Annotated in this window: 21 protein-coding genes; 11 read left to right on the top strand and 10 right to left on the bottom strand. The window is 37.6% G+C overall.

Annotated features, from left to right (window positions below; translation table 11 throughout):
• Positions 1-141: 141 nt before the first annotated feature.
• The 3 genes from BXY82_RS06670 to BXY82_RS06660 all read left to right on the top strand — a co-directional run bounded on the left by BXY82_RS06670 (position 142) and on the right by BXY82_RS06660 (position 4,372).
• On the top strand, positions 142-744 hold the full coding sequence (locus BXY82_RS06670; protein WP_133757372.1) for a ribonuclease HII: 603 nt from the start codon (positions 142-144) through the stop codon (positions 742-744).
• A gap of 26 nt (positions 745-770) precedes the next feature.
• Positions 771-3,200 carry a DUF3352 domain-containing protein gene (locus BXY82_RS06665; RefSeq protein WP_133757371.1) on the top strand — a complete coding sequence of 810 codons (2,430 nt, stop codon included), beginning with the start codon at positions 771-773 and terminating at the stop codon, positions 3,198-3,200.
• Positions 3,201-3,322: 122 nt separating this feature from the next.
• Positions 3,323-4,372 carry a nucleoid-associated protein gene (locus BXY82_RS06660; RefSeq protein ID WP_133757370.1) on the top strand — a complete coding sequence of 350 codons (1,050 nt, stop codon included), beginning with the start codon at positions 3,323-3,325 and terminating at the stop codon, positions 4,370-4,372.
• A gap of 173 nt (positions 4,373-4,545) precedes the next feature.
• Here BXY82_RS06660 and BXY82_RS06655 read toward each other — a convergent pair whose 3' ends face one another.
• The 3 genes from BXY82_RS06655 to BXY82_RS06645 form a co-directional block, all read right to left on the bottom strand.
• Positions 4,546-5,022, bottom strand: coding sequence for a hypothetical protein (locus tag BXY82_RS06655; RefSeq protein ID WP_133757369.1), 477 nt, complete (start codon positions 5,020-5,022; stop codon positions 4,546-4,548).
• A 3-nt stretch (positions 5,023-5,025) separates the two neighbouring features.
• Positions 5,026-5,742 carry a lipoyl(octanoyl) transferase LipB gene (lipB, locus tag BXY82_RS06650; protein ID WP_133757368.1) on the bottom strand — a complete coding sequence of 239 codons (717 nt, stop codon included), beginning with the start codon at positions 5,740-5,742 and terminating at the stop codon, positions 5,026-5,028.
• A gap of 225 nt (positions 5,743-5,967) precedes the next feature.
• The gene (locus BXY82_RS06645; protein ID WP_133757367.1) at positions 5,968-6,126 is read right to left on the bottom strand and encodes a YqaE/Pmp3 family membrane protein; all 159 of its coding nucleotides are present in this window, start codon (positions 6,124-6,126) and stop codon (positions 5,968-5,970) included.
• Between the two features lie 141 nt (positions 6,127-6,267).
• On the opposite strand from BXY82_RS06645, the gene lysS reads away from it, so the two are divergent.
• The 3 genes from lysS (at position 6,268) to BXY82_RS06630 (ending at position 11,500) form a co-directional block, all read left to right on the top strand.
• Entirely contained in the window at positions 6,268-7,956 is a 1,689-nt protein-coding gene (gene lysS / locus BXY82_RS06640; protein ID WP_133757366.1) for a lysine--tRNA ligase, read from the top strand.
• Positions 7,957-7,960: 4 nt separating this feature from the next.
• A complete protein-coding gene (locus BXY82_RS06635; RefSeq protein WP_166643255.1) occupies positions 7,961-8,866 on the top strand; it encodes an endonuclease/exonuclease/phosphatase family protein in 906 nt (301 codons plus the stop codon).
• Positions 8,867-9,022: 156 nt separating this feature from the next.
• On the top strand, positions 9,023-11,500 hold the full coding sequence (locus BXY82_RS06630; RefSeq protein WP_133757441.1) for a zinc-dependent metalloprotease: 2,478 nt from the start codon (positions 9,023-9,025) through the stop codon (positions 11,498-11,500).
• Between the two features lie 92 nt (positions 11,501-11,592).
• On the opposite strand, the gene BXY82_RS06625 is transcribed toward BXY82_RS06630, so the two are convergent.
• Positions 11,593-12,150 (bottom strand): GDYXXLXY domain-containing protein, encoded by a 558-nt coding sequence (locus tag BXY82_RS06625; protein WP_166643254.1) that lies wholly within the window; start codon positions 12,148-12,150, stop codon positions 11,593-11,595.
• A gap of 4 nt (positions 12,151-12,154) precedes the next feature.
• Positions 12,155-13,444, bottom strand: coding sequence for a DUF2157 domain-containing protein (locus BXY82_RS06620; RefSeq protein WP_133757363.1), 1,290 nt, complete (start codon positions 13,442-13,444; stop codon positions 12,155-12,157).
• Positions 13,445-13,644: 200 nt separating this feature from the next.
• On the opposite strand from BXY82_RS06620, the gene BXY82_RS06615 reads away from it, so the two are divergent.
• The gene (locus BXY82_RS06615; protein ID WP_133757362.1) at positions 13,645-14,088 is read left to right on the top strand and encodes a hypothetical protein; all 444 of its coding nucleotides are present in this window, start codon (positions 13,645-13,647) and stop codon (positions 14,086-14,088) included.
• A 62-nt stretch (positions 14,089-14,150) separates the two neighbouring features.
• Here BXY82_RS06615 and hemL read toward each other — a convergent pair whose 3' ends face one another.
• Genes hemL through BXY82_RS06595 form a run of 4 tightly spaced genes read right to left on the bottom strand, consistent with a single transcriptional unit; the run spans position 14,151 to position 17,532 of the window.
• Positions 14,151-15,437, bottom strand: coding sequence for a glutamate-1-semialdehyde 2,1-aminomutase (gene hemL, locus BXY82_RS06610; protein ID WP_133757361.1), 1,287 nt, complete (start codon positions 15,435-15,437; stop codon positions 14,151-14,153).
• A 10-nt stretch (positions 15,438-15,447) separates the two neighbouring features.
• Entirely contained in the window at positions 15,448-16,284 is an 837-nt protein-coding gene (locus BXY82_RS06605) for a glucosaminidase domain-containing protein (RefSeq protein ID WP_133757360.1), read from the bottom strand.
• 7 nt (positions 16,285-16,291) lie between these two features.
• Positions 16,292-17,203 (bottom strand): 1-aminocyclopropane-1-carboxylate deaminase/D-cysteine desulfhydrase, encoded by a 912-nt coding sequence (locus tag BXY82_RS06600; protein WP_133757359.1) that lies wholly within the window; start codon positions 17,201-17,203, stop codon positions 16,292-16,294.
• A complete protein-coding gene (locus BXY82_RS06595) occupies positions 17,200-17,532 on the bottom strand; it encodes a hypothetical protein (protein ID WP_133757358.1) in 333 nt (110 codons plus the stop codon). The genes BXY82_RS06600 and BXY82_RS06595 overlap by 4 nt, the downstream gene beginning before the upstream one ends.
• Before the next feature lie 47 nt (positions 17,533-17,579).
• On the opposite strand from BXY82_RS06595, the gene BXY82_RS15420 reads away from it, so the two are divergent.
• The 4 genes from BXY82_RS15420 (at position 17,580) to BXY82_RS06580 (ending at position 22,119) form a co-directional block, all read left to right on the top strand.
• Positions 17,580-17,741: a DUF5522 domain-containing protein gene (locus BXY82_RS15420; protein ID WP_166643253.1), complete on the top strand. Its 162-nt coding sequence runs from the start codon at positions 17,580-17,582 to the stop codon at positions 17,739-17,741.
• A gap of 14 nt (positions 17,742-17,755) precedes the next feature.
• Complete coding sequence (locus tag BXY82_RS06590; RefSeq protein ID WP_133757440.1) at positions 17,756-19,750, top strand: urocanate hydratase; 1,995 nt, start codon at positions 17,756-17,758, stop codon at positions 19,748-19,750.
• An 18-nt stretch (positions 19,751-19,768) separates the two neighbouring features.
• Entirely contained in the window at positions 19,769-20,317 is a 549-nt protein-coding gene (locus tag BXY82_RS06585) for a DUF4136 domain-containing protein (protein WP_133757357.1), read from the top strand.
• 131 nt (positions 20,318-20,448) lie between these two features.
• Positions 20,449-22,119 (top strand): SulP family inorganic anion transporter, encoded by a 1,671-nt coding sequence (locus BXY82_RS06580; protein WP_133757356.1) that lies wholly within the window; start codon positions 20,449-20,451, stop codon positions 22,117-22,119.
• Between the two features lie 49 nt (positions 22,120-22,168).
• Here BXY82_RS06580 and BXY82_RS06575 read toward each other — a convergent pair whose 3' ends face one another.
• On the bottom strand, positions 22,169-22,432 hold the full coding sequence (locus BXY82_RS06575; protein ID WP_133757355.1) for a hypothetical protein: 264 nt from the start codon (positions 22,430-22,432) through the stop codon (positions 22,169-22,171).
• Positions 22,433-22,481: the final 49 nt, after the last annotated feature.

The raw sequence follows: 22,481 nt of genomic DNA, 5'->3' as shown, positions 1-22,481 counted from the left end.
CTACTTTTTTTGTATGTCGTGTTAAAATTTCAAAATTTTATACAAATTTTAACAATCTGTCTATCATGGTAAGGCCTTTGTTTGTTTCAAACACCACTACACATAAAAATATTCTAACTTTGCTAAAATTCCTTGATCAATTTGAAACTTCAACTTTCTTATACTTCAAAACCTTTTGAATGCGGCACAGATGAGGCTGGCAGAGGATGTTTAGCAGGGCCAGTTACTGCAGCTGCAGTTATTTTGCCTCAAAATTTTAAAAACAGCCTCTTAAATGATTCCAAATTGCTTTCTGAGTTAAAACGTGACCAACTGAAACCGATTATTGAAGAACAAGCAATTGCCTATGCCGTTGCCCATATCTTCCCAGAAGAAATTGACCACATCAACATCTTGAATGCGTCCATCCTGGCCATGCATAAAGCTATTACTGATTTGCACAAAGAACCAGATTTTATAAGTGTAGATGGTAATAGGTTTAAACCGTTTGGTAGCATCCCACACCAAACTATTGTTAAAGGAGACCGCAAACACATGAATATTGCCGCAGCTTCTATTTTGGCAAAGACTAGCCGAGATTTATACATGTGCAAAATTCACGATGAATTTCCAATGTATAATTGGAAACAGAATAAAGGCTATCCTACCAAAGAGCATCGAGAAGCCATTAAAACCTATGGCGTTACCAAGTACCATCGGAAAAGCTTTAGATTATTGCCACAACAATTTCAATTAGACCTCTAACTTTTTATATTTGCAAGAAACCCTATATGAGAGCACTTTGGTTATTATTTACATTTATTCTCGTAATAAGCTGTACCTCTGACACGACAAAACATACCGATCTTATCAATTTGGCACCCACAAAAAGCGCTGTCATAATCAAGACATCGTCTGTTGAAGGTTTAATAAGTGCATTTAAAAACAATAGTTTGCTTAATCAATTTTCGGGTGCTTCAGCACTTGATAAATTACATTCTCAATTACAATTTCTTGAGCATCTGAAGCCCTCAGAAGACATTCTATTGACATTTGGCAGATTAAATACGGATAGTCTACAAGTGTCCGTCATTACGAAATATCATAAAGATCTGTTCAACTTAGACTCGGTGCCCAATCATTCCGTAGAGACCTTAACATCTAAAGGAGTATCTGTGATTAAGACCACCATAGACAACACCACTATTTATAGCGTTATAAAAGACAGCATATTTTTTGCTTCTAATGACCGATTACTCACAGAAACCGCTTTTGAAAAGAGAACCTCAGACCCCGAATTTAAACGGCTATACCAAACCACCGGCAATGGGAAATCGCTATCCATTATACTTAAGACCAAACCCAATTTTTTTGAGCCTAAATGGTTTTTCGACAAACAACTAAACACTCTTCAATTGTCCAATTACATGTTATTGGACGCTGAATTGAACCAAGATCAACTTAAATTTAACGGCATCACAACCACTACAGATTCATTGAAAAGTTTAATAAATGTATTTAAAAACACCATCCCGCAGGAAAATCATTTACCAAAAATTTCACCCCCTGACGTTGATGGCTTTTTAAGTTTCTCTTTCCACAATTATAAAATCTTTAATGATAATCTATCGGCGTATAGAAGAGGAACATCTACTAATGACACCGCCATATTTGAGAGTATCATGGAAGTTGGCATACTATACAAAAATGAGCAACAGGCGCTTTTTTTAAATAGCATTGACGCTCCAAACATGAGCAATTTTCTAGGCGTACAAAGCACTGTTGAAACCTATCGGGATGTAACCATCTATGATTCAGACCATCCATCACTTTTTTCAAATGTATTTAGTCCTTTTATATCTTATAAGGACGCCTCAAAATATATTAATATTGGCGACTATTTTGTATTCTCTGATAATTTGGATGTTTTAAGAGATATCATTAGCAGTTATCAAAACGGTAATACTTTATCAACATCAGCCGTGTTTATAGACCTTATGGCACAACTAAGTGATGAATCTTCTCTATTTGTATATGCGAATGGATCTCATCTAAAATCTATTCTCAATTCCAATTTCACTGCTGACAACCCTATAAATCCGGATGGGTTTAACGCCTCCGCACTACAATTTGTTTACGATACAGATTTTGCGCATGTGCACGGCATTACTCAGAAAAACAAAAAGAAAGCAACATCAAATGCTGTATATGAAGATATGAGCGTCACATTAGATGCTGATGTCCTTACAAATCCGCAGTTTGTAAATAATCACACCAACAGCCAAATGGAGGTAGTCGTGCAAGATGTAAACAACAATTTATACCTGATCTCTAAAGATGGGAAGGTACTGTGGAAGAAGCAATTGGACAGTAAGATTCTGGGACGTGTTGAGCAACTGGATATATTTAAAAATGGCCGACTGCAATTAGCCTTCGCCACACAAAACCAAGTCTATGTTTTAGATAGGAATGGGAAGAACGTTGGTGGATTTCCATTAAAATTTAAGGATCAGATTACACAACCACTTTCTGTCTTCGACTATGAAAATAATCGGGATTACCGTTTGATGGTGACGCAAGGAAAGTCAGTGCTAATGTATAATAAACAAGGTAAAATCGTTTCAGGGTTTACTTATAAAAAAGCAGATGATACCATTAATACCCAACCTCAACATTTACGAATTGGCAAAAAGGATTATATTGTTTTTGTACAAGGTAAAGAGCTCGAAATCCTGAATAGGACTGGCCAAACACGTGTTAAGGTGAAAAATAATATCGATTTTAGCGATAGTGGCATCTTTTTGTACAATAACCGTTTTACAACCACCACGGCCAAAGGCGATCTCATTCAAATTGATGGTAATGGTAAATTATCTAGCGCCAATTTAAATCTGGGAGAGAAACATGCCATCACGGCTACTAGTAAAACCTTAGTGACACTTTCAGAAAATATACTTCATATTAAAAGTCATAAAGTAGAGCTGGATTTTGGAGAGTATACACCGCCCAAAATATTTTATATTAATGATAAAATTTATGTTTCCGTAACGGATTTGCAAGCCAAGAAGGTGCATCTTTTTGACAGTTTAGGTAAACCTATCGACAATTTTCCGGTTTATGGCATCTCAGCCATTGACCTCGATAATATTGACAAGGAAAAACGTCCGGAATTTGTAACTGTAGGTGATCGAAATAGTATAATTATCTATCAGATGAATTAAAAAAAATGATAAATTCCTACTTAACTCTCAGACTAAAGACAATTTTTTTTCTCCAGGGTTTTAATTGATTTCAGTCAAAATTATGTAGTATTGCAGACCTCAAAAGAGATAAAATTATCCTCATGATCAAACGTACTAAAGCCTCGCTTTCAAAGGCTATCCTTCACAAGGTGGGAAATAAATTTAACAGCACTAAAAATGCATTTTCTGAACAAGAGCTTGACTTTGATGAAATCAGTTATGATTTGATGTTGCCGTATTTGCTCCGTCCTTTTGGAAGTTTGGTTGAGAGTTATCGGTTCAATCACCATTCCAACATCAGCCTTAACGAAATTAACAGCTACGCAGCACAATTATTTGCTGATGAAAGCAATTTCGTAGAAGTTTCAAAACACATCGTGACCCACTTGTTTGAACAAAGCAATTCCGCTCAAATTAAAACGGGAGATGTCTTGGTATGTTTATTCAATGATATTCAGTATGAAGATTTATTTGTAAATGCCGTGGGGATTTTCAAAATTGAAACACGTGCTGAATTTTTCCAAACGTATTTGGAAAACAACAGTTATGACATTATCACCCAAAAAGGGATTCCAACTAAAAAAGTGGATAAGGGCTGTCTAATTTTAAACACCTCGGACACTGAAGGGAATATCATTTTAAGTGTTGACAATAATTCATACGATACCCAATATTGGATCAAACATTTCTTGAATGTCAAATATCCAGACGATCATAATCAGCACACCAAAAACTATATAGAACTCTGTAGGGATTTTTCTGAAGAGGTCTTAAAGCCAACTTATGGGTTACAGGAAAAAAGTACATTTTTAGCCAAAACCATCGATTTCTTTAAGGAGAATGAAGTTATCAACGTTGAAAACTTCAAAGATGACGTGTTTGAAGATGACACTTATAAGGAGCTATTTGACGATTATAAAAAAGGCTTTGAAACTGATCATGCTTTAGTAATTCGCAACCAATTTGACGTCTCTGAAAGTGTCTTAAAAAAGCAAAAACAGAAGATTAAAACTGAAATCAAACTCGATACCAATATCCAAATTAAACTAGATGTGGATGCCCCTGACGCTTCCGCAGAATATTTAGAACGCGGCTATGACGATATAAAAAAAATGCACTACTACAAGGTGTATTTTAATGAGGAAGGATAGAAAGGGATTGGGGATTGAAGATTGAAGATTGAAGATTTTTGATTTTTGATTGATGACTGATGACTGAAGACTGATGACTGATGACTGAAGACTGATGACTGCCTACTGAAGACTGATGACTTGCATACTGAAAACTAATAACGGCCTACTGAAGACTAATGACCACAAATCAGCTACATAGCATCTCCCTTAATGTCATCAATTTCAGAATGACGATTTGCAAAATTGTGCACGTGTATTAATCTATTAAGATAGTACGCTTCCAATAAAGTCCATATGCCCATTATTAATAAAGGAATTACAAAAACGAGTACTACGGCGTATTCTTTCCACGTGTCTAATTGATTTAATAAATAGATTAAATACAAAGACATTACTATATAGACAACCCCATAAGAAATGTTGAGCACCCAAAATAGAGGTTCAACCTTAGGAAGTATTGCTTGTTGCTTGAGCAGTCTATAAAAGTTTCTTGTCTTAAAATGGAAAACCAAACTGCAAATGCCCAAAATGGTCATTCCCACAGGAATCCACATGGTCGTTTCAAATGCAAGATTCTCAAAAAGCAAGACATAAGAAATCACTCCTCCTGGAAATAAAGCTAAAGGCACAATAACAACCAATAATATGATTTTTTGAATGTGCCCCATATATTATAATATCAAACTTTTCTGTTTTGGGAGAGCTTCAAACAGGTTTAGAAAATGCTTCAGAAGTTTTGTTTTAATATCTGATTCGTCTACCTTATCAACGCCCAATTCGACATTTAAAGTCGTTACGGCCTTACCACGAATACCACACGGGATGATGTTGTCAAAATAACCCAAATCAGCATTGACGTTAAGCGCAAAACCATGCATCGTAACCCAGCGACTCGCTCTTACGCCCATAGCACAAATTTTGCGAGCAAATGGCGTACCCACATCTAACCAAACTCCAGTTTCGCCGGGACTTCGTTCTGATTTAACACCATATTCAGCTAAGGTTAAAATGACCATTTCCTCTAGAAGTCGCAAATACTTATGAATGTCTGTAAAAAAGTTCTCCAAATCGAGAATTGGATACCCTACAACTTGCCCTGGTCCGTGATACGTGATGTCGCCACCACGGTTTATCTTATAGAAGGTTGCGCCTTTTTGGGTGAGTTGCGCTTCACTTAATAAAAGATTGGAAAAATCGCCACTTTTCCCCAAGGTATACACATGGGGATGCTCTACAAACAAAAAATAATTAGACGTTTCTAACGCAGCCTCTTCTCTCCTATTTTTGATTTTAGTAGCCAAAATAGATTGGAACAATTCCTCTTGATATTCCCAAGTTTCTTTGTAATCCTTGTGGCCCAAATCTTGAATGTCAATTGTTTTATTCATAGGATACAAAATTAAACTATTTTGGATGGATGATGGTTTAAGTTAGGATGAAAAAAAATCCAGAATCTGAGTGAAAGAAGGGTATTAGTTATTTCACAAAGTCACACAAAGAAGCCCAAAGTACCACAGAGTGCCGCTTTACAAAATTTTATTCTACTAAAAGCGTCAATTGAAGACTGCTAACTGCCTACTGAATACTGAAAACTGCCAACTGAAAACTAAACACTACCGTTTCGGATTATTTAAAATTACCAATGCGGCAATTACGCCCGGAACCCATCCGCAGAGCCATAGTAAAAACACAATAATAATGGAACCGCAACCTCGGTCAATAACGGCCAAGGGTGGACAAAAAATAGAAAGCAACACTCTCCAAATACTCATAATTTTAATGATTTTGATGATTGATGTACCAATATGACGCAAAATTATCCAAATTGTTACTCTTAGAAGCCAATCTATCCCTTAAAGTAGGCTGTTAATTTTTGTAAATAGTGTAATTTTGCAATTCAAAAATTTTACAGCATGCAACTTTCAGAACAAGAACTTATCCGTAGAGAAAAATTAGACAAATTACGTGAGTTGGGTATCAATCCATATCCAGCCGATTTATATCCTGTAGACCATACTTCCAAACACGTAAAGGAAAAGTTTGAAGAAGGCAAGAAGGTTGTTATTGCTGGCCGATTGATGTCAATGAGAGTCCAAGGAAAAGCTAGTTTTGCTCAAATACAGGATTCTGAAGGCAAGATTCAAGCGTATTTCAACAGAGATGAAATCTGTACAGGAGACGATAAAACCAAATACAACGAAGTGTTCAAAAAACTGTTGGATTTTGGTGATTTTGTTGGCGTCGAAGGCGAACTATTCACCACTCAAGTGGGCGAAAAAACAGTAAAAGTTAAAGATTTTACGCTTTTGAGTAAATCTCTAAAACCATTACCATTACCAAAAGAAAAAGACGGCGTTATCTATGACGCGTTTACAGATCCTGAGCAACGTTACAGACAACGTTACGCTGATTTGGTGGTGAACCCAAAAGTTAAAGAGGTTTTCATTAAACGTACCAAATTATACAATGCCATGCGTCAGTTTTTCAATGATGCAGGTTATTTTGAAGTTGAAACCCCTGTGTTACAACCAATCCCAGGAGGTGCAGCAGCACGCCCCTTTATAACGCACCATAACAGTTTGGATATTCCGTTATACATGAGAATTGCAAACGAATTGTATCTAAAACGATTAATCGTTGGTGGATTTGACGGGGTTTATGAATTTTCAAAAAACTTCAGAAATGAAGGGATGGACCGTACGCACAATCCGGAGTTCACAGCAATGGAAATCTACGTGTCTTATAAAGATTACAATTGGATGATGGAATTCTGTGAGCAGTTATTGGAGCATTGCGCCGTAGCTGTTAATGGCACTACCGAAGCTACTTTTGGAGAGCACAACATTAATTTTAAAGCCCCTTATGCACGCGTTACCATGACCGATTCTATCAAACATTTTACTGGTTTTGATATTACAGGGAAAACGGAAGATGACATTAGACAGGCAGCCAAAGACATGGGTATTGCTGTAGACGATACCATGGGTAAAGGGAAATTAATTGACGAGATTTTTGGCGAAAAATGTGAAGGCAATTACATCCAACCAACTTTCATCACAGATTACCCTAAAGAAATGAGTCCGTTGTGTAAAGAACACCGCGACAACCCTGAGTTGACGGAACGTTTTGAATTAATGGTATGTGGTAAGGAAATTGCGAATGCCTATTCAGAACTAAACGATCCTATTGACCAACGTGAACGTTTTGAGCACCAAAAAGAATTGGCTCAAAAAGGTGATGATGAAGCAACAGGAGTGATCGATTACGATTTCCTACGTGCTTTAGAATACGGGATGCCGCCAACATCAGGAATGGGTATCGGGATGGACCGTCTTATTATGTATTTGACCAACAATCAGTCGATACAAGAAGTTTTGTTCTTCCCACAAATGAAGCCAGAGAAGAAAGCTGTGGCCATGACAGATGAGGAAAAAGCAGTATTTGCTATCTTAAAATCTAATGCACCTATCGATTTAAATACTTTAAAAGCACAATCTGGTTTGAGCAATAAAAAATGGGATGCCACCATAAAAGGATTGACCAAAAACAACTTGGCGAAAGTGACCAAAACAGACGATGGTTTGTTTGTTGACCTCGCATAAAACCATGAAAACATCTAAATTAATTATAAAAGCATGTGCAGTAATTGCATATGCTTTTTTGTTAATGATGCATTTTATAGTCAAGGATCATTTCCAATTTTTACAGATTTTCTTTTATGCATTTCCGCTACCTATTTTGATATTCTTGGGATGCGTGATCACCCTTCTATTCTATAAAACAAGGACCTATTTTATTGCAGGACTTGTTATCATATTAGGCTTAACCGCTTATTGGTTCAGCTCCTCCTATAATTTTGTAAGGCATACGGATATTCCTGAAGATGCCACAACAGTGTTGTTTTGGAATGCTGCAGATGGATATGAACTTCCTGTTAATGTGATTGTAGAACGCATCTCAATCATAAAACCCGATGTGATTGGTTTGGTGGAAACGCAATACGCTTCGGAAAATGACTTAGAACTTTTATCCACTACCTTCCCATCTTATGAATTTCGAATTTTAGGTGGGTTTATGATGGTGGGCGTCAAAGGAAGCATAACCAAAGTCAATTACCTAATGGAAAACGCCAGCTATCATGTTAATTTCATAGAAGCACAATTGCCTAGTGGTGCTATTTCATTTGCCGTTACGGATATTTTCCAAAGTCCAACAATGGATAAGAAAAAAGCAATCGGCACCGTTTTAAAGTTAGCTTCTCAAAGAAACACTGACATCATTGTTGGCGATTTTAATGCACCTCGAGAAAGTGTCCATTTTAAAGCTTTTGAAAAAAACTATACAAGTTTTTCTAACTACGGACAAGGTTTTACCGCCACTTGGCCCTTCGAAATCCCGTTGCTGGAGCTTGATCAAATTTTCGCGAGAAAACCGATGACTCCTATCCTACTTCAAAAATTTAATTATCCTGAATCTGACCATGCTATGCTTATTGGCTATTATAAAGAATAGTTCCTTAAGCAACTTAATTTTAGAATATTGATTTATAAAATAGTTAAAAAAATACTAAAATATTCCTCAATGGACTATCTACCATAGGTTATGTGTATTTTCCCTTCGTAAAAAATTAAAACTCCTAACATCGTGAAAAGAATTACCTTAAGCGTGATGGTTTTAGCTTCTTTTTTTTTAGTTTCCTCCTGTGCAACTACCAAAAAAGCGTCGAAATCATCACCAACAACTACAGCTGACTCAAGTGCAGCAAAAAAACCAGGAAAAAATGACATCCAACCTTACAACAAAGTCATTACTAAAGATGCCAAAAGCGATCCCGGATTATTTACCATCCACAAGGTAGATGAAGACTACTTTTACGAAATTCCAGATTCATTATTTGAGCGTGAAATGTTAATGGTAACGCGTATTGCCAAAACAGCTAGTGGATTAGGCTTTGGTGGTGGCAAACAAGATGAGCAAGTGCTGCGTTGGCAAAAAAAGGACAAACGAGTTCTACTTCGTATGGTGTCTCACAGCGTCGTTGCCAATGACACACTACCAGTACATGAAGCGGTTGTGAATTCTAACTTTGAGCCGGTTATTTTCAGCTTCCCTATTAAAGCTTTCGGCAAGGATTCTTTGTCTACAGTTATTAATGTGACGGACTTATTCAGTAAGGATGTAAAACCATTTGGTTTACCAGATCGTCCAAGAAAACAATATAAAGTAACCCGTTTGGATAGCGATTTATCATACATTGAAAGTGTAAGAAGCTATCCTTTAAATATTGAATCTCGCCATGTAAAAACCTACAACGCCAGTGAACCTCCATCAAATGCTGCCAGTGGTGCTATTTCTATAGAATTGAATAACTCAATGGTACTCCTTCCAGAAGTGCCAATGAAACGCAGAATGTTTGACCAACGTGTTGGTTGGTTTACAAGTGCACAAATTGATTATGGTTTAGATGCTCATGAAAGCAAAAGAGTGACGTATTTGGACAGATGGCGTCTGGAAGTGAAAGATGAAGACATTGAGAAATTTAAACGTGGCGAATTGGTAGAGCCTAAAAAACAAATTGTTTACTATATAGACAGAGCTACCCCGCAACAATGGCGTAAACACATTAAAGAGGGAATCGAAGATTGGCAAGTTGCTTTTGAAGCTGCAGGGTTTAAAAATGCCATCATAGCAAAAGATCCTCCAACGGTAGAGGAAGATCCAGACTGGAGCCCTGAAGATGCTCGTTATTCTGTAGTACGTTACCTGGCTTCGCCAATCCCTAATGCCAACGGGCCTCATGTAAGTGACCCTAGAAGTGGTGAGATTTTAGAAAGCGACATCAACTGGTACCATAACGTAATGACCTTGTTACGCAACTGGTTCTTTGTGCAAACAGCAGCAATCAATCCGGACGCACAAACTGTGAAATTTAAAGATGACATCATGGGACGTTTAATCCGTTTTGTGTCTTCTCACGAAGTTGGCCATACGTTAGGCTTACCTCATAACATGGCAAGTAGTTCAGCTTATAAAGTGGACGATTTACGGGATCCTGAATTCACTAAAAAATACGGAACTGCACCATCTATTATGGATTATGCACGTTTTAATTACATCGCTCAACCAGGTGATGAAGGTGTTGCATTAATGCCAAATATTGGTATTTATGACAAGTACGCCATCGAATGGGGCTACCGTCCTATTTTAGATGCTGAAACTCCAGAAGACGAAAAGAAAACTTTAGACAGCTGGATTCTGAAGCATGCTGGAGATCCTATGTACCGATTTGGAAGACAACAAAGTGGTGGTGTCATAGACCCAAGCGCACAGACTGAAGATTTAGGTGATGATGCTATGAAAGCAAGTTCTTACGGAATTGCTAACTTAAAACGCATTATTCCAAACCTTATCAAATGGACCGCCGAAGACGGTAAAGATTATAGCGATTTAGGCACTATGTACGAGCAAGTCTTAGGCCAATACAACCGTTATATGGGTCATGTAACTGCAAATATTGGTGGTGTTTATGAAGTTTATAAAACTTACGATCAAGAAGGTGCAGTGTACACGCCAGTTGTAAAAGAAAAACAAAAAGAGGCTTTACAATTCCTTCAAAAAGAATTGTTCGATACTCCTGAGTGGTTAATAGATACTGAAATTTTCAACAAAATTGAATTTGACGGTACTTTAGAGCGCATCAGAGGCATGCAAATCAACACGCTTGATAACATTCTCGATTTTGGAAGAATGCAACGTATGATTGAAAATGAAACTACTAACGGTAGAGATGCTTATGGTTTATTAACCATGATGCAAGATTTACGTAAAGGTATTTTTAGCGAATTAAGCAGCGGAAAAGCTATAGATGCATACAGAAGAAATCTTCAAAGAGGATATATTGACCGTATGAACTATTTGATGACTAAAGACCAAACGCCAGTTCCTTCTCAATTTAGACGTTTTGTTTCTAGAACTAATGTTGATGTAAATCAATCGGACATCAGAGCGATTGCAAGAGCAGAACTGAAAACGTTGGAAAGCGCTATCAGATCTGGTTTATCAAGAACCGGAGATACGATGAGTAAAATCCATTTAAGAGATGCTTTAGAGCGTATTGATGCGATTTTAAATCCATTGCGCAAATAGTATTTAAATCTTATGTATATAAAAATGCTTCAAGAAATTCTTGAAGCATTTTTTATTTTCATCTATTCTGAGCTGTTCTTTAATTTGAAGACTTACTCCTTTTCAACATATTCAGCAATGGGAATGTTATTGATAAACACATTCTCAAGCACACCCCTTCCATTTAAAACATACACTAAAGCATAGGTATTATTGGCCACTGAATCCCGCTGTGCTTTAACATGCGCTATTTCCGCATCATAAGCTTTGGTTTCATTCATGTAAAACTCATCAAAAGGCAATGAAAAAGTTACCGTTTTCTCATGGGCACTATACCAATTCACTTTTGCCTTAACGTAATTTTGATGATTGGGCGTGTCTTTTGAAATACGATGCAACTTCGCAAATCCTAAAGAATCAGTTGCCAAAGAAAGGTAAATTGGAGCGCCATAAACCCATGTAGAATCAGTGGAAGCTGCCGAATTAAGTTCATAATTCAAATATATATATTTTCCCTTAAAAGGATCGGACGGATCTACAGGTGCTGTTTTAAACTTATAAGCAGTTCCTTTGCTGATGACTTTTTCTTGATCGAAAATCATTTTGGCAGGGACAAATAGTTGGGCCAAAACCACCGCAACAAATATTAAAAATACAGGTATCGTTTTCATCGTTTTAAGCATTAGTTTTTACAGCAGATTTTTTCCGTTTCAGCATCACATAATTCGTTAGAAAAAATCCGATTCCGACACTTACAAAAAGAAGCCCTCTGATGACATAACTCATATCAGTATCAAAAAAGCGACACACAATCAAGGCCGTAATGATCAGCAATCCGTAATTAAGGATTCCAAAATGGAATTTGTCCGCACCTGTTTTTATAGTGATTAATCCGAGCATTAGCACTAAAATATTTACAAAAATGGTTGCTGCCAATCCAAAACTCATTCCGCTAAAAAATAAGAGTGTAAATAGGATAAATACATAGTGAAAAGGGTTTATCCATTGTAGCAATTGACGCGAATTAAGATACATCAGCACTGCCAACGACATGCCGAATAGAATCAGCGTCATGAAAAATGCACGCGACGAAAACAATTCTGAAGTCCATTCAAAATCCCAAACGCCATTAAAACTCATTATTAAGAGCATCACCACAGTACCGACAGAGCCTAACACCAAATACCCATTCCGTCTTAATTTTTGGGCGTCAAAAATGGGAAGTTTCCCAATATTATAAAAAAGGCCAAATAGAATGACATACATCAAGTATCCCAATTCGCCATGACGTTCTAAAAAAGCACCCAAAGTGATGACCACACTCAAGGGCAGCAACCAATTAAAAATGGAAACCATATGAGATTCCGGTCTATCATTTAACATCATTATATAATGTGGCATCACAAATGCCAACAGCACAATAAACCACCATGGCGCTTCAGTTGGCGGATTGAATCCATAACCCATACTACACGCATAAAACGTTGAAAAAACAATATGGAGCATAACCACCGCATTTGATTTTAGCAAATAAATTAATGGCATACAGAGCACGATCCATGTTAGGACATACACGCTTAAATCTCCAGGAATATTATAAATCTGACTCACCAGCGCTATACTTGAACCTACGGCAAAAAAGAGGAATGTACCCGTAGCTTCGTTCCAAGTGGTACCTTTCCTTTTCAAAATAGTATAGCCTGCCAATATCTGTCCAATAACTAAAGGCAAAAATGCGAGAACAGTTTTCAGAGTTTGTGAAAAATCATCCCAGTTATGAGCCAATATTAAGATAATCCCCAGGCCGACCAATAACGACCCCAAAACCCCAAAAACGGTAAATAACTTATTTGGCGAATCTGACTCTTGTGAATTGTAGTAGGCTCTAATTCTGGAAGCAGTTTCTTCTGAAATAACCTGATTCTTGACCAATACTGGCAATTCATCAATAAATTTTGATTTCATGTATTCTTGTTTACCTGTTAAATGTAACTATTAATTCTTTTAAAGCCCATTACAAGGCTTAATAAACAAAGACAAGGTCACAATGAATAAAACCTCATAACTGGCCTCCAAAACACGTTTAACCAAACTCTAACCCAGCATCTGGTTAAACCTTTCCGGGAAATATCAGTCCAAACAGTATAATCTTAATAGAAAACATTATGAAAAAATTAGTTATGATATTAGTGGCTTTTGCGACGTTACAAGTTTCCGCTCAAGAGCAAAAAAAAGAAATGAGAAAAGAACATGCCGAATCTAAAATGCAGTACTCTCCTGAAGAATCAGCTCAGCTTAAAGCCAAACAAATGACTTTAAAACTTGATTTGAATGATAAACAACAAAAAGAAGTTTCAGCTATTTTTTTAGAAGAAGCGAAATTCAGAGCGAATAAAAAAGCTGCCATGTCTAAGGATAAAGCAGAACAGTCTATGTCTAAAGAAGAGCTCTTGAAAATGAAAAATGAGCGTTTGGACCGTCAGATTGCGATGAAGAAGAAAATGAAAACGGTTTTATCTGCAGAGCAGTACGAAAAATGGGAGAAAATGAGTCAAAAGCGAACTCGCAATAGATCTCATATGAAAGGACACAACAAGAGAAAACAGTAATTTTAAGTTGGTTAGAATTATTAAAAAAGGGATTTAAAATTATTTTAAATCCCTTTTTGATATTATAAATCTTTACAAACGGTTTCGACTGCTTTAATAGTGGCATCGAGATCTTCGTAAGATAATGCATCACTAATAAACCAAGTTTCAAAAGCACTTGGCGCAATGTAAACACCTTCTTTAAGCATCCCGTGGAAAAAGCGCTTAAAGCGTTCATTATTTGCTTTTGCTGCCGTTGCAAAATCTACCACTTCGTGAGATTCAAAATGGATGGAAATCATAGAACCCGTTCTATTAATGGTGTGCTCTATATTGTTAGCCTCAAGTGCTTTCGCAATCCCTTTGTGCAAATATTCGGTTTTTTCAGCCAAACGTGTAAATACAGTACGGTCTTTATCTAAATGTTGCAACATGGCCAATCCTGCCGCCATAGCTAATGGATTCCCACTTAATGTTCCCGCTTGGTATACTGGACCATTTGGGGCTAAATAATCCATAATTTTATTACGAGCAGCAAATGCACCTACAGGCAATCCGCCGCCAATAACTTTTCCAAAGCATACAATATCAGCATCCACATTAAACAACTCTTGGGCACCACCTGGAGCTAATCTAAAACCGGTCATCACCTCGTCAAAAATCAACAGCACATTGTGTTCATCACACACGGCTCTCAATTTCTTTAAAAAGTCGTTTTTTGGAGGAATACATCCCATATTACCGGCAACTGGCTCAATTATGATACAGGCTATTTCACCTTTATTCGCTAGCAGCAATTGTTTGACGTTATCAATATCATTATAGGTTGCCAAGAGCGTATCTTTTGCAGTACCTTGAGTAACCCCTGGACTATTAGGCGTTCCAAAAGTTACGGCACCAGAACCTGCAGCAATTAAAAACGAATCACTATGCCCATGGTAGCACCCGGCAAACTTGATGATTTTATCTTTTTTAGTATAACCGCGCGCTAATCTGACCGCACTCATACAAGCCTCAGTTCCTGAATTGACAAAACGTATTTTGTCAATATTAGGAACCATAGACGTTGCCAATTGGGCGATTTCTGTTTCTATAGCAGTTGGCATTCCAAAAGAGGTGCCTTGTTTCGCTTTTTCGATAACTGCGTTGACTACAGGTTCAAAAGCGTGACCTAGGATCATTGGACCCCATGAGTTTATATAATCGATGTATCGATTACCATCTTCATCATGCACATAGGCACCTTTGGCTGATTTCGCGAAAATTGGCGTACCACCAACGGCTCCAAATGCTCTTACGGGCGAATTTACACCACCTGGAATGACTTTTTCTGCTTCCTTAAATAAACTACTACTGCGTTGATATAACATTGAATTAATTTTATTTTACAATTAGAATTTGCCCAACTTGAAGATTGTTGTGGGTCATTCCGTTGAGTTTCTGTAATTCCTTAACTGAAAGATTATACCGCTTTGAAAGCGAATATAGCGTATCTCCCGGCATTACCTTGTGCGTCACATTATTCGTAATTTCTGATGTTTTGGTTCTCGCTTTTCTCTTACCTAAAACTTCTTCATCAAATATGTACAACTGAAAACGTTCAATAAGACTGATCAATTTTTCAGGATATTTTCTATCAGTAGCATAACCTGCTGCTCTTAAACCTTTTGCCCAACCTTCATAATCATCTAAATCTAATTTGAACAAGTCTCCATATCGGCCACGAGAGGTCAAAAACTCAGAGTGGTCTTGAAAGGATTGTTCCGGGTGTCTATATTTTCTAAAGCATTCCTGGGAAGCATCATCATCATGGTAAATTTTATCCCCTGTCCAACCATGACATTTAATCCCAAAATGATTATTGCCTTCTACGGCTAAACGGCCTCTACCCGAACCTGATTCGAGTATGCCTTGGGCTAAGGTGATACTCGCAGGAATCTTGTGTTGGCGCATATTATGTTTAGCAATTTCACTAAAGGTCGCAATATAGATTTCGCTGACATTCATATTGCCTGATGGCCTAGGAGCAGTAACACTTGGTACATGATCTTCATTGTTCACAGTGCCATTCGACGTAGTTGACCGTTCATTACCTACAATAACACGCTCCGTTCTGGTCTTTGAATGTTTCTTTTTAGTCACAATCCGCTTTTTACCACCACAGCTTGTAAACACCAATGCCAACATCAATATTATTATCCTTATACTAAACTTCATATTCTCATTAACTAATTAAGGGCATTTGCCTTTTTTTCAACACCGTATTCATCCCCGAAATTCCTTGCAGGCCTCCAGTATGGATTACCAAAATCTTTGCATCCTTTTTAAAATATCCGTGGTGCAACATATCCATCACTCCAAACACCAATTTTCCAGTATACACCGGATCTAAAGGAATACCGAAATCGGCCTTGAATTGATTAATAAAACTAATTAATTCAGCATTTATTTTAGCATATCCTCCAAAATGGTAATCGGTGATGAGTTCCCAATTCAAATTTTGGGCAAATTTACTAATTTCTTCTCTTAAAAAATCACCTTTTAACGCTGGAAACCCTAGAACCTCCTGATGAGGTTTTGAGCTGTTGATAATACCAGAAATAGTACCTCCAGTTCCTACAGAACAGCAGATGTAGTCATAATTAAAATCATCTTCAGATAAAATTTCTTCACAGCCTTTTATTGCCAATTCATTGGTGCCTCCTTCAGGTATCAAATAAAACTCTCCAAATTCTCTCTTTAAATTTCGAATGAAACCCTCAGTCGTTTTAACGCGAAAGATTTGACGTGTTACAAATTTAAACCGCATCCCACAACTGCGAGAAAATTGAAGTGTCGGATTGGTAGCAATCTTATCTACAAGTTCCTCCCCACGGATAACGCCTATGGTATCAAACCCATACTCCTTTCCTACCGCTGCTACTGCCGAAATATGATTTGAAAATGCACCTCCAAAAGTCAATATAGTCCGTTTCCCTTCAGCTTTTGCCTGCTCCAGATTGTACTTTAACTTGCGGTATTTATTTCCAGAAATTTGAGGATGGATCCGGTCATCTCTTTTAATAGCTATTAACTGTTGGCTATTTTTATCTAAATTTAGGATTTGATTCTCGGAAAGTTCTAAGTTAAATCTCATGGTTTACAAAGATATTTCAAAAAGTTCCAAAAAGGACGTTTTTTAAGAAAATGCAAGTGCGCTTCATTTTGATATGCTTCGCGCTCAAATGAAATGTTACGATAGGCCAAATACCAATTTCTATAATGGGCATAACGGACTAAAAACTCCAATCCGTACCATATAAAGAAAGGTATAATCAAAAGTTCCACTTGCTGTCTGAGATGGATGCGTTCATGGTTCACAAATACGCTGTCAAGCTTAAGCTGGGCATATTTTACGAACACAAAAGGAAATAACGTCATGCCAGTAAATCCTTTAGGAACCATAAATTTTGAAACTAGAATCATACGTTTAGGCCTTCAAAAATCTTTCCAATTTACACTATATTTGTAATATGAAGAAAATTATCCCTGTTGAAGAAGGTGATTATTACCTAACCCCTGAAGGTTATCGCTGTTTTACAGAACAATACCATCTGAAACGGGGTTATTGTTGTGAAAGTGGCTGCAGACATTGCCCATACGGGTTTGATAAGAAAAAATTAAAGACAAACTAATGCAAGTAACTACCATTTCTTTTAAAGATCAAATTTTAGAAGGTATCCCAAATGTTTTACCACCGACAAAACCTTATGATGAGACCATAAATCATGCGCCAAAGCGTAAAGATATTTTATCTGATGAAGAGAAAAAGCTGGCCTTACAAAATGCCTTGCGTTATTTTGAACCAAAACACCATACAGAACTCCTACCTGAATTCAAGCATGAATTAGAGACCTACGGCCGAATTTACATGTACCGTTTGCGACCTGATTACAAAATGTACGCCAGACCGCTTGATGAATATCCGGCAAAATCAAAGCAGGCGGCTGCCATTATGTTGATGATTCAAAACAATCTCGACTATGCTGTGGCACAACATCCACATGAATTGATTACCTATGGTGGCAATGGTGCTGTCTTTTCAAATTGGGCACAATACCGATTGACCATGAAATATTTGGCTGAAATGACAGATGAGCAGACTTTAACCATGTATTCTGGACATCCTATGGGCTTATTTCCAAGTCATAAGGACGCGCCAAGAGTTGTGGTGACCAATGGGATGATGATTCCTAATTATTCCAAACCGGACGATTGGGAGAAATTCAATGCTTTGGGCGTTACGCAATACGGACAAATGACAGCGGGAAGCTATATGTACATTGGCCCACAAGGCATTGTTCACGGCACGACAATTACCGTTTTAAACGGATTTAGAAAAATAAAAAAATCTCCAAAGGGGAATTTATTTGTGACCTCGGGTTTAGGAGGTATGTCTGGCGCACAACCTAAAGCAGGGACCATTGCTGGTTGTATTACGGTTTGTGCTGAAGTGAATCCGAAAATCACCCAAGTTCGTTTAGATCAAGGTTGGATCGATGAAAAAATCACCGATTTAGATGCGTTGGTTGCACGTGTTAAAAAAGCGAAAGCCGATAAAGAAACGGTTTCCATCGCCTATTTAGGAAATGTTGTAGATGTTTGGGAAAAGTTTGACCAAGCTAATATCCACATTGATTTAGGAAGTGATCAAACCTCGCTGCATAATCCATGGGCTGGAGGCTATTATCCTGTAGACATCTCTTTTGAGGATGCAAATGAATTGATGGCCAACAACCCCTTTTTATTTAAAGAAAAAGTCCAGGAAACCTTGCGTCGTCATGCAGACGCAATTAATAAGCACACAGCTAAAGGCACATATTTTTTCGATTATGGAAATGCCTTTTTACTTGAAGCTTCCCGTGCAGGTGCAGATGTAATGTCAGATAACCCAACTTTAGGTAGAGAATTTAAATACCCAAGTTATGTACAGGATATAATGGGACCGATGTGTTTTGATTATGGTTTCGGACCTTTCAGATGGGTGTGTACTTCCGGGAAACCTGAAGATCTAGCAAAAACCGATCAAATTGCTTGTGATGTTTTAGAGGAAATAAAAAAGCATTCGCCTGAAGAAATTCAGCAACAAATGACGGATAATATTCAATGGATTAAAGGTGCACAGGAAAACAAGTTGGTGGTAGGTTCTCACGCCAGAATCTTATATGCCGATGCTGAAGGACGTACTAAAATTGCAAAAGCTTTTAATGATGCGATTGCTAATGGTGAGATTGGCGCTGTTGTTTTAGGACGCGATCATCATGATGTATCCGGTACCGATTCACCATACAGAGAAACCTCTAATATTTACGATGGCTCCCGTTTTACTGCAGATATGGCCATTCAAAACGTCATTGGCGATAGCTTTAGAGGGGCTACTTGGGTGAGTATACACAACGGAGGTGGCGTTGGATGGGGCGAAGTTGTTAATGGCGGATTTGGTATGATTCTTGATGGATCTAAAGATGCGGAAAGACGCTTAAAATCAATGCTCTTCTGGGATGTCAACAACGGGATTTCGAGACGAAGTTGGGCAAGAAATGAGGAAGCCATTTTCGCAATTAAGCGTGCCATGGAGGCTGAACCTAATTTAAAAGTGACCCTTCCAAATTTAGTAGACGCTGATTTATTGAACTCAATATGAACCTAAATAAAGAATGCCATGAATAAAATAATTAAACTAGTTCCCGTATTGATGCTGTTTGTTTTAATAGCATCGTGCAGCTCTGTAAGAGTAGCTTCAGACTATGATAAGAACGCCGACTTTAGTCAATTTAAAACTTTCGCTTTTTACAAGACCGGCATTGATAAAGCAGAAATTAGTGATCTTGATAAACGTCGTATTTTAAGAGCTATCGAAGCCGAATTATTGGCAAAAGGCTATACAAAATCTGAAAATCCAGACTTGTTAGTTAGTATTTTTACCAAATCTCGTGAAAAGGTAAATGTCTATAATAGTAACTATGGCTATGGACCTTACGGGTATGGTTGGGGCTGGAGTCCATATTATTGGAATTCAGGATATAATTCAGTGTCTACATCAACTGAAGGCACATTATATGTAGATTTGATAGATGCCAATAAAAAAGAATTGGTATGGCAAGGAATGGGAGTTGGTTATATCTCCCAACAAATGGAGAAAAAAGAAGAACGCATTAAAGAATTTGTAGCAAAAATCATGGAGAGATACCCTCCAGGAAAGGTCAAATAAAGAAACATTAGCGACACATAAATTTGAAGCATTGGTTTTTAGAACTAATGCTTTTTTTATTTTAAGGGGATTGTCAAAACTTCGCTTCGATTCAAAAACCTTATATTTGCACCTTTTCAATCGCAAAATTTATGATTTTCAGTAAAACCACTAAACAAAACTTCACTCAAAACCCAAAAAATGATATCCTTGCAGGAATTACAGTTTCCCTAGCAATGATTCCTGAGGTAGTTGCCTTTGCCTTTGTTGCGCAAATAGATCCTTTAGTGGCTTTATCCGGTGCTTTTATTGTAGGTTTAATCACCGCACTTTTTGGTGGTCGTCCAGGATTAATTTCTGGCGCAGCAGGTGCCGTAGCCGTTATTTTTGTAAACCTTATTTCAGAAGGCCATGCCAAAGGAATGCTATTTGACACGCCTATTGACAATATGGGCTACTTCTATTTGTTAGCAGCCGTCATATTAATGGGAATTATTCAGATAGGCGCTGGTGTTTTAAAGCTGGGGCGTTTTGTGCGTTTGATTCCGCATTCGGTAATGATGGGGTTTGTCAACGGGTTGGCAATTGTAATTTTCTTAGCGCAAGTGCGCATGTTCTCACATAAAGAACTTGAAATTGGTGCAGATGGTTTAAAGAAATATATCAACATCCCCATGCAAGGCACTGAATTATACGTAATGCTAGGGTTAGTTGGACTTACCATGGCCATTATTTGGTTACTGCCTAAACTTACCACAAAAATCCCTGCAGCGTTAGCGGCAATTTTAATAACAACTGGCGTAGTCGTGTTCGGCGGATTGGATGTAAGCACAGTTGGCTCCTATATTATTGAAGGCGGCGGCGATGGTTTAAAAGGTGAATTCCCGACACCAAATACAGAACTGTGGAGCAATTTACCTATTAATCTCGACACCCTGATGTTTATCCTTCCCTATGCCTTTTTAGCTGCATCTGTAGGACTTATAGAATCTTTAATGACTATGAATCTTGTGGATGAACTTACAGAAACCAGAGGTGATGGCAATAGGGAATGTGTGGCGCAGGGCGCTGGAAATATGGTGAGCGGATTATTTGGTGGCACCGGTGGCTGTGGTATGATTGGTCAAACGGTAATTAACATTAACGCTGGCGGAAGAGGACGATTATCAGGAATCGCGATGGCGTTAACTTTATTGACCTTTATATTATTTACAGCACAATACATTGAACAAGTTCCTATTGCTGCGTTAGTAGGTGTCATGTTCATGATGGTGATTGAAACATTTGCTTGGTCGAGTTTCAGAATTATGCGAAAAATTCCCGTAGCTGATGCTGTTGTATTGGTGGTGGTATCTGCAGTAACTGTGATTTTAGATCTTGCTATTGCCGTATTTATTGGTGTGATACTATCAGCCCTAGTATTTGCATGGAAAAGTGCCACCATGATTAGAGCGCGTAAACGGGTCAAAGAAGATGGGACAAAAATCTACGAAATATGGGGCCCCTTATTTTTTGGATCCGTTCAGAATTTCAATACCAAATTTGATGTAAAAACTGATCCTCAGAATGTAGAAATAGATTTTGTGGAATCGCGCGTCAGTGACCATTCTGCTATTGAAGCCATATTTAATTTGGTGAATAAATACGAAGCGGAAGGAAAAACCATCCGTTTAAAACATTTAAGTGAAGACAGCAAAGTGTTGCTCCATAAGGCAAGTCCGAAGTTCAAAGAGGTAATTATTGAAGATATTGATGATCCGAGATACCATTTAGCGGCAGACCCGGAGAAATTTACTAAACCACTATCAGAATATAAACTATAAAAAAAGCGACTTCTAGGAGTCGCTTTTTTGTTATTGAAAATCTCACAAATTAATTATCGTCATTATCAGTTTTGACTTTAACTTTTACATCGCCATCATCTTCTTTAATTTTGACTTTTCTGTCGTCAGTTTCCATTTTTATTTTAGTGTCGCCATCATCTTCCTTCACTTTTATCTCGGCGCCATCAGCCTTCATGTCATCAATGATACGCTCATTTTCTGTACGAACGTCTTTCTCTTCTGTGTCTCTACAAGAGGTTAATGACACTGATAAAAATAGTGCCATCACTGACATAAAAATTACTTTTTTCATAATATTGGTTTTAGTATAAGACGCAAAGTAATCTATTACAGATAATAAA

It is taken from the genome of Gelidibacter sediminis, assembly GCF_004364975.1.
Lineage (GTDB): Bacteria > Bacteroidota > Bacteroidia > Flavobacteriales > Flavobacteriaceae > Gelidibacter > Gelidibacter sediminis.
The sequence above is the reverse complement of the archived record's forward strand: the minus strand, read 5'-3'. Positions and strand labels throughout refer to the sequence as shown.

Bases quoted from the DNA above. Each gene is read 5' to 3' on its own strand.
- BXY82_RS06635 (WP_166643255.1), top strand. From the start codon at position 7,961: ATGAAAACATCTAAATTAATTATAAAAGCATGTGCAGTAATTGCATAT.
- BXY82_RS06645 (WP_133757367.1), bottom strand. From the start codon at position 6,126: ATGAGTATTTGGAGAGTGTTGCTTTCTATTTTTTGTCCACCCTTGGCC.
- BXY82_RS06625 (WP_166643254.1), bottom strand. From the start codon at position 12,150: ATGAAAACGATACCTGTATTTTTAATATTTGTTGCGGTGGTTTTGGCC.
- BXY82_RS06620 (WP_133757363.1), bottom strand. From the start codon at position 13,444: ATGAAATCAAAATTTATTGATGAATTGCCAGTATTGGTCAAGAATCAG.
- BXY82_RS06655 (WP_133757369.1), bottom strand. From the start codon at position 5,022: ATGGGGCACATTCAAAAAATCATATTATTGGTTGTTATTGTGCCTTTA.
- BXY82_RS15420 (WP_166643253.1), top strand. From the start codon at position 17,580: ATGAAGAAAATTATCCCTGTTGAAGAAGGTGATTATTACCTAACCCCT.
- BXY82_RS06615 (WP_133757362.1), top strand. From the start codon at position 13,645: ATGAAAAAATTAGTTATGATATTAGTGGCTTTTGCGACGTTACAAGTT.
- lysS (WP_133757366.1), top strand. From the start codon at position 6,268: ATGCAACTTTCAGAACAAGAACTTATCCGTAGAGAAAAATTAGACAAA.
- BXY82_RS06580 (WP_133757356.1), top strand. From the start codon at position 20,449: ATGATTTTCAGTAAAACCACTAAACAAAACTTCACTCAAAACCCAAAA.
- BXY82_RS06665 (WP_133757371.1), top strand. From the start codon at position 771: ATGAGAGCACTTTGGTTATTATTTACATTTATTCTCGTAATAAGCTGT.
- BXY82_RS06600 (WP_133757359.1), bottom strand. From the start codon at position 17,203: ATGAGATTTAACTTAGAACTTTCCGAGAATCAAATCCTAAATTTAGAT.
- BXY82_RS06575 (WP_133757355.1), bottom strand. From the start codon at position 22,432: ATGAAAAAAGTAATTTTTATGTCAGTGATGGCACTATTTTTATCAGTG.
- BXY82_RS06585 (WP_133757357.1), top strand. From the start codon at position 19,769: ATGAATAAAATAATTAAACTAGTTCCCGTATTGATGCTGTTTGTTTTA.
- lipB (WP_133757368.1), bottom strand. From the start codon at position 5,742: ATGAATAAAACAATTGACATTCAAGATTTGGGCCACAAGGATTACAAA.
- hemL (WP_133757361.1), bottom strand. From the start codon at position 15,437: ATGTTATATCAACGCAGTAGTAGTTTATTTAAGGAAGCAGAAAAAGTC.
- BXY82_RS06595 (WP_133757358.1), bottom strand. From the start codon at position 17,532: ATGATTCTAGTTTCAAAATTTATGGTTCCTAAAGGATTTACTGGCATG.
- BXY82_RS06660 (WP_133757370.1), top strand. From the start codon at position 3,323: ATGATCAAACGTACTAAAGCCTCGCTTTCAAAGGCTATCCTTCACAAG.
- BXY82_RS06605 (WP_133757360.1), bottom strand. From the start codon at position 16,284: ATGAAGTTTAGTATAAGGATAATAATATTGATGTTGGCATTGGTGTTT.
- BXY82_RS06630 (WP_133757441.1), top strand. From the start codon at position 9,023: ATGGTTTTAGCTTCTTTTTTTTTAGTTTCCTCCTGTGCAACTACCAAA.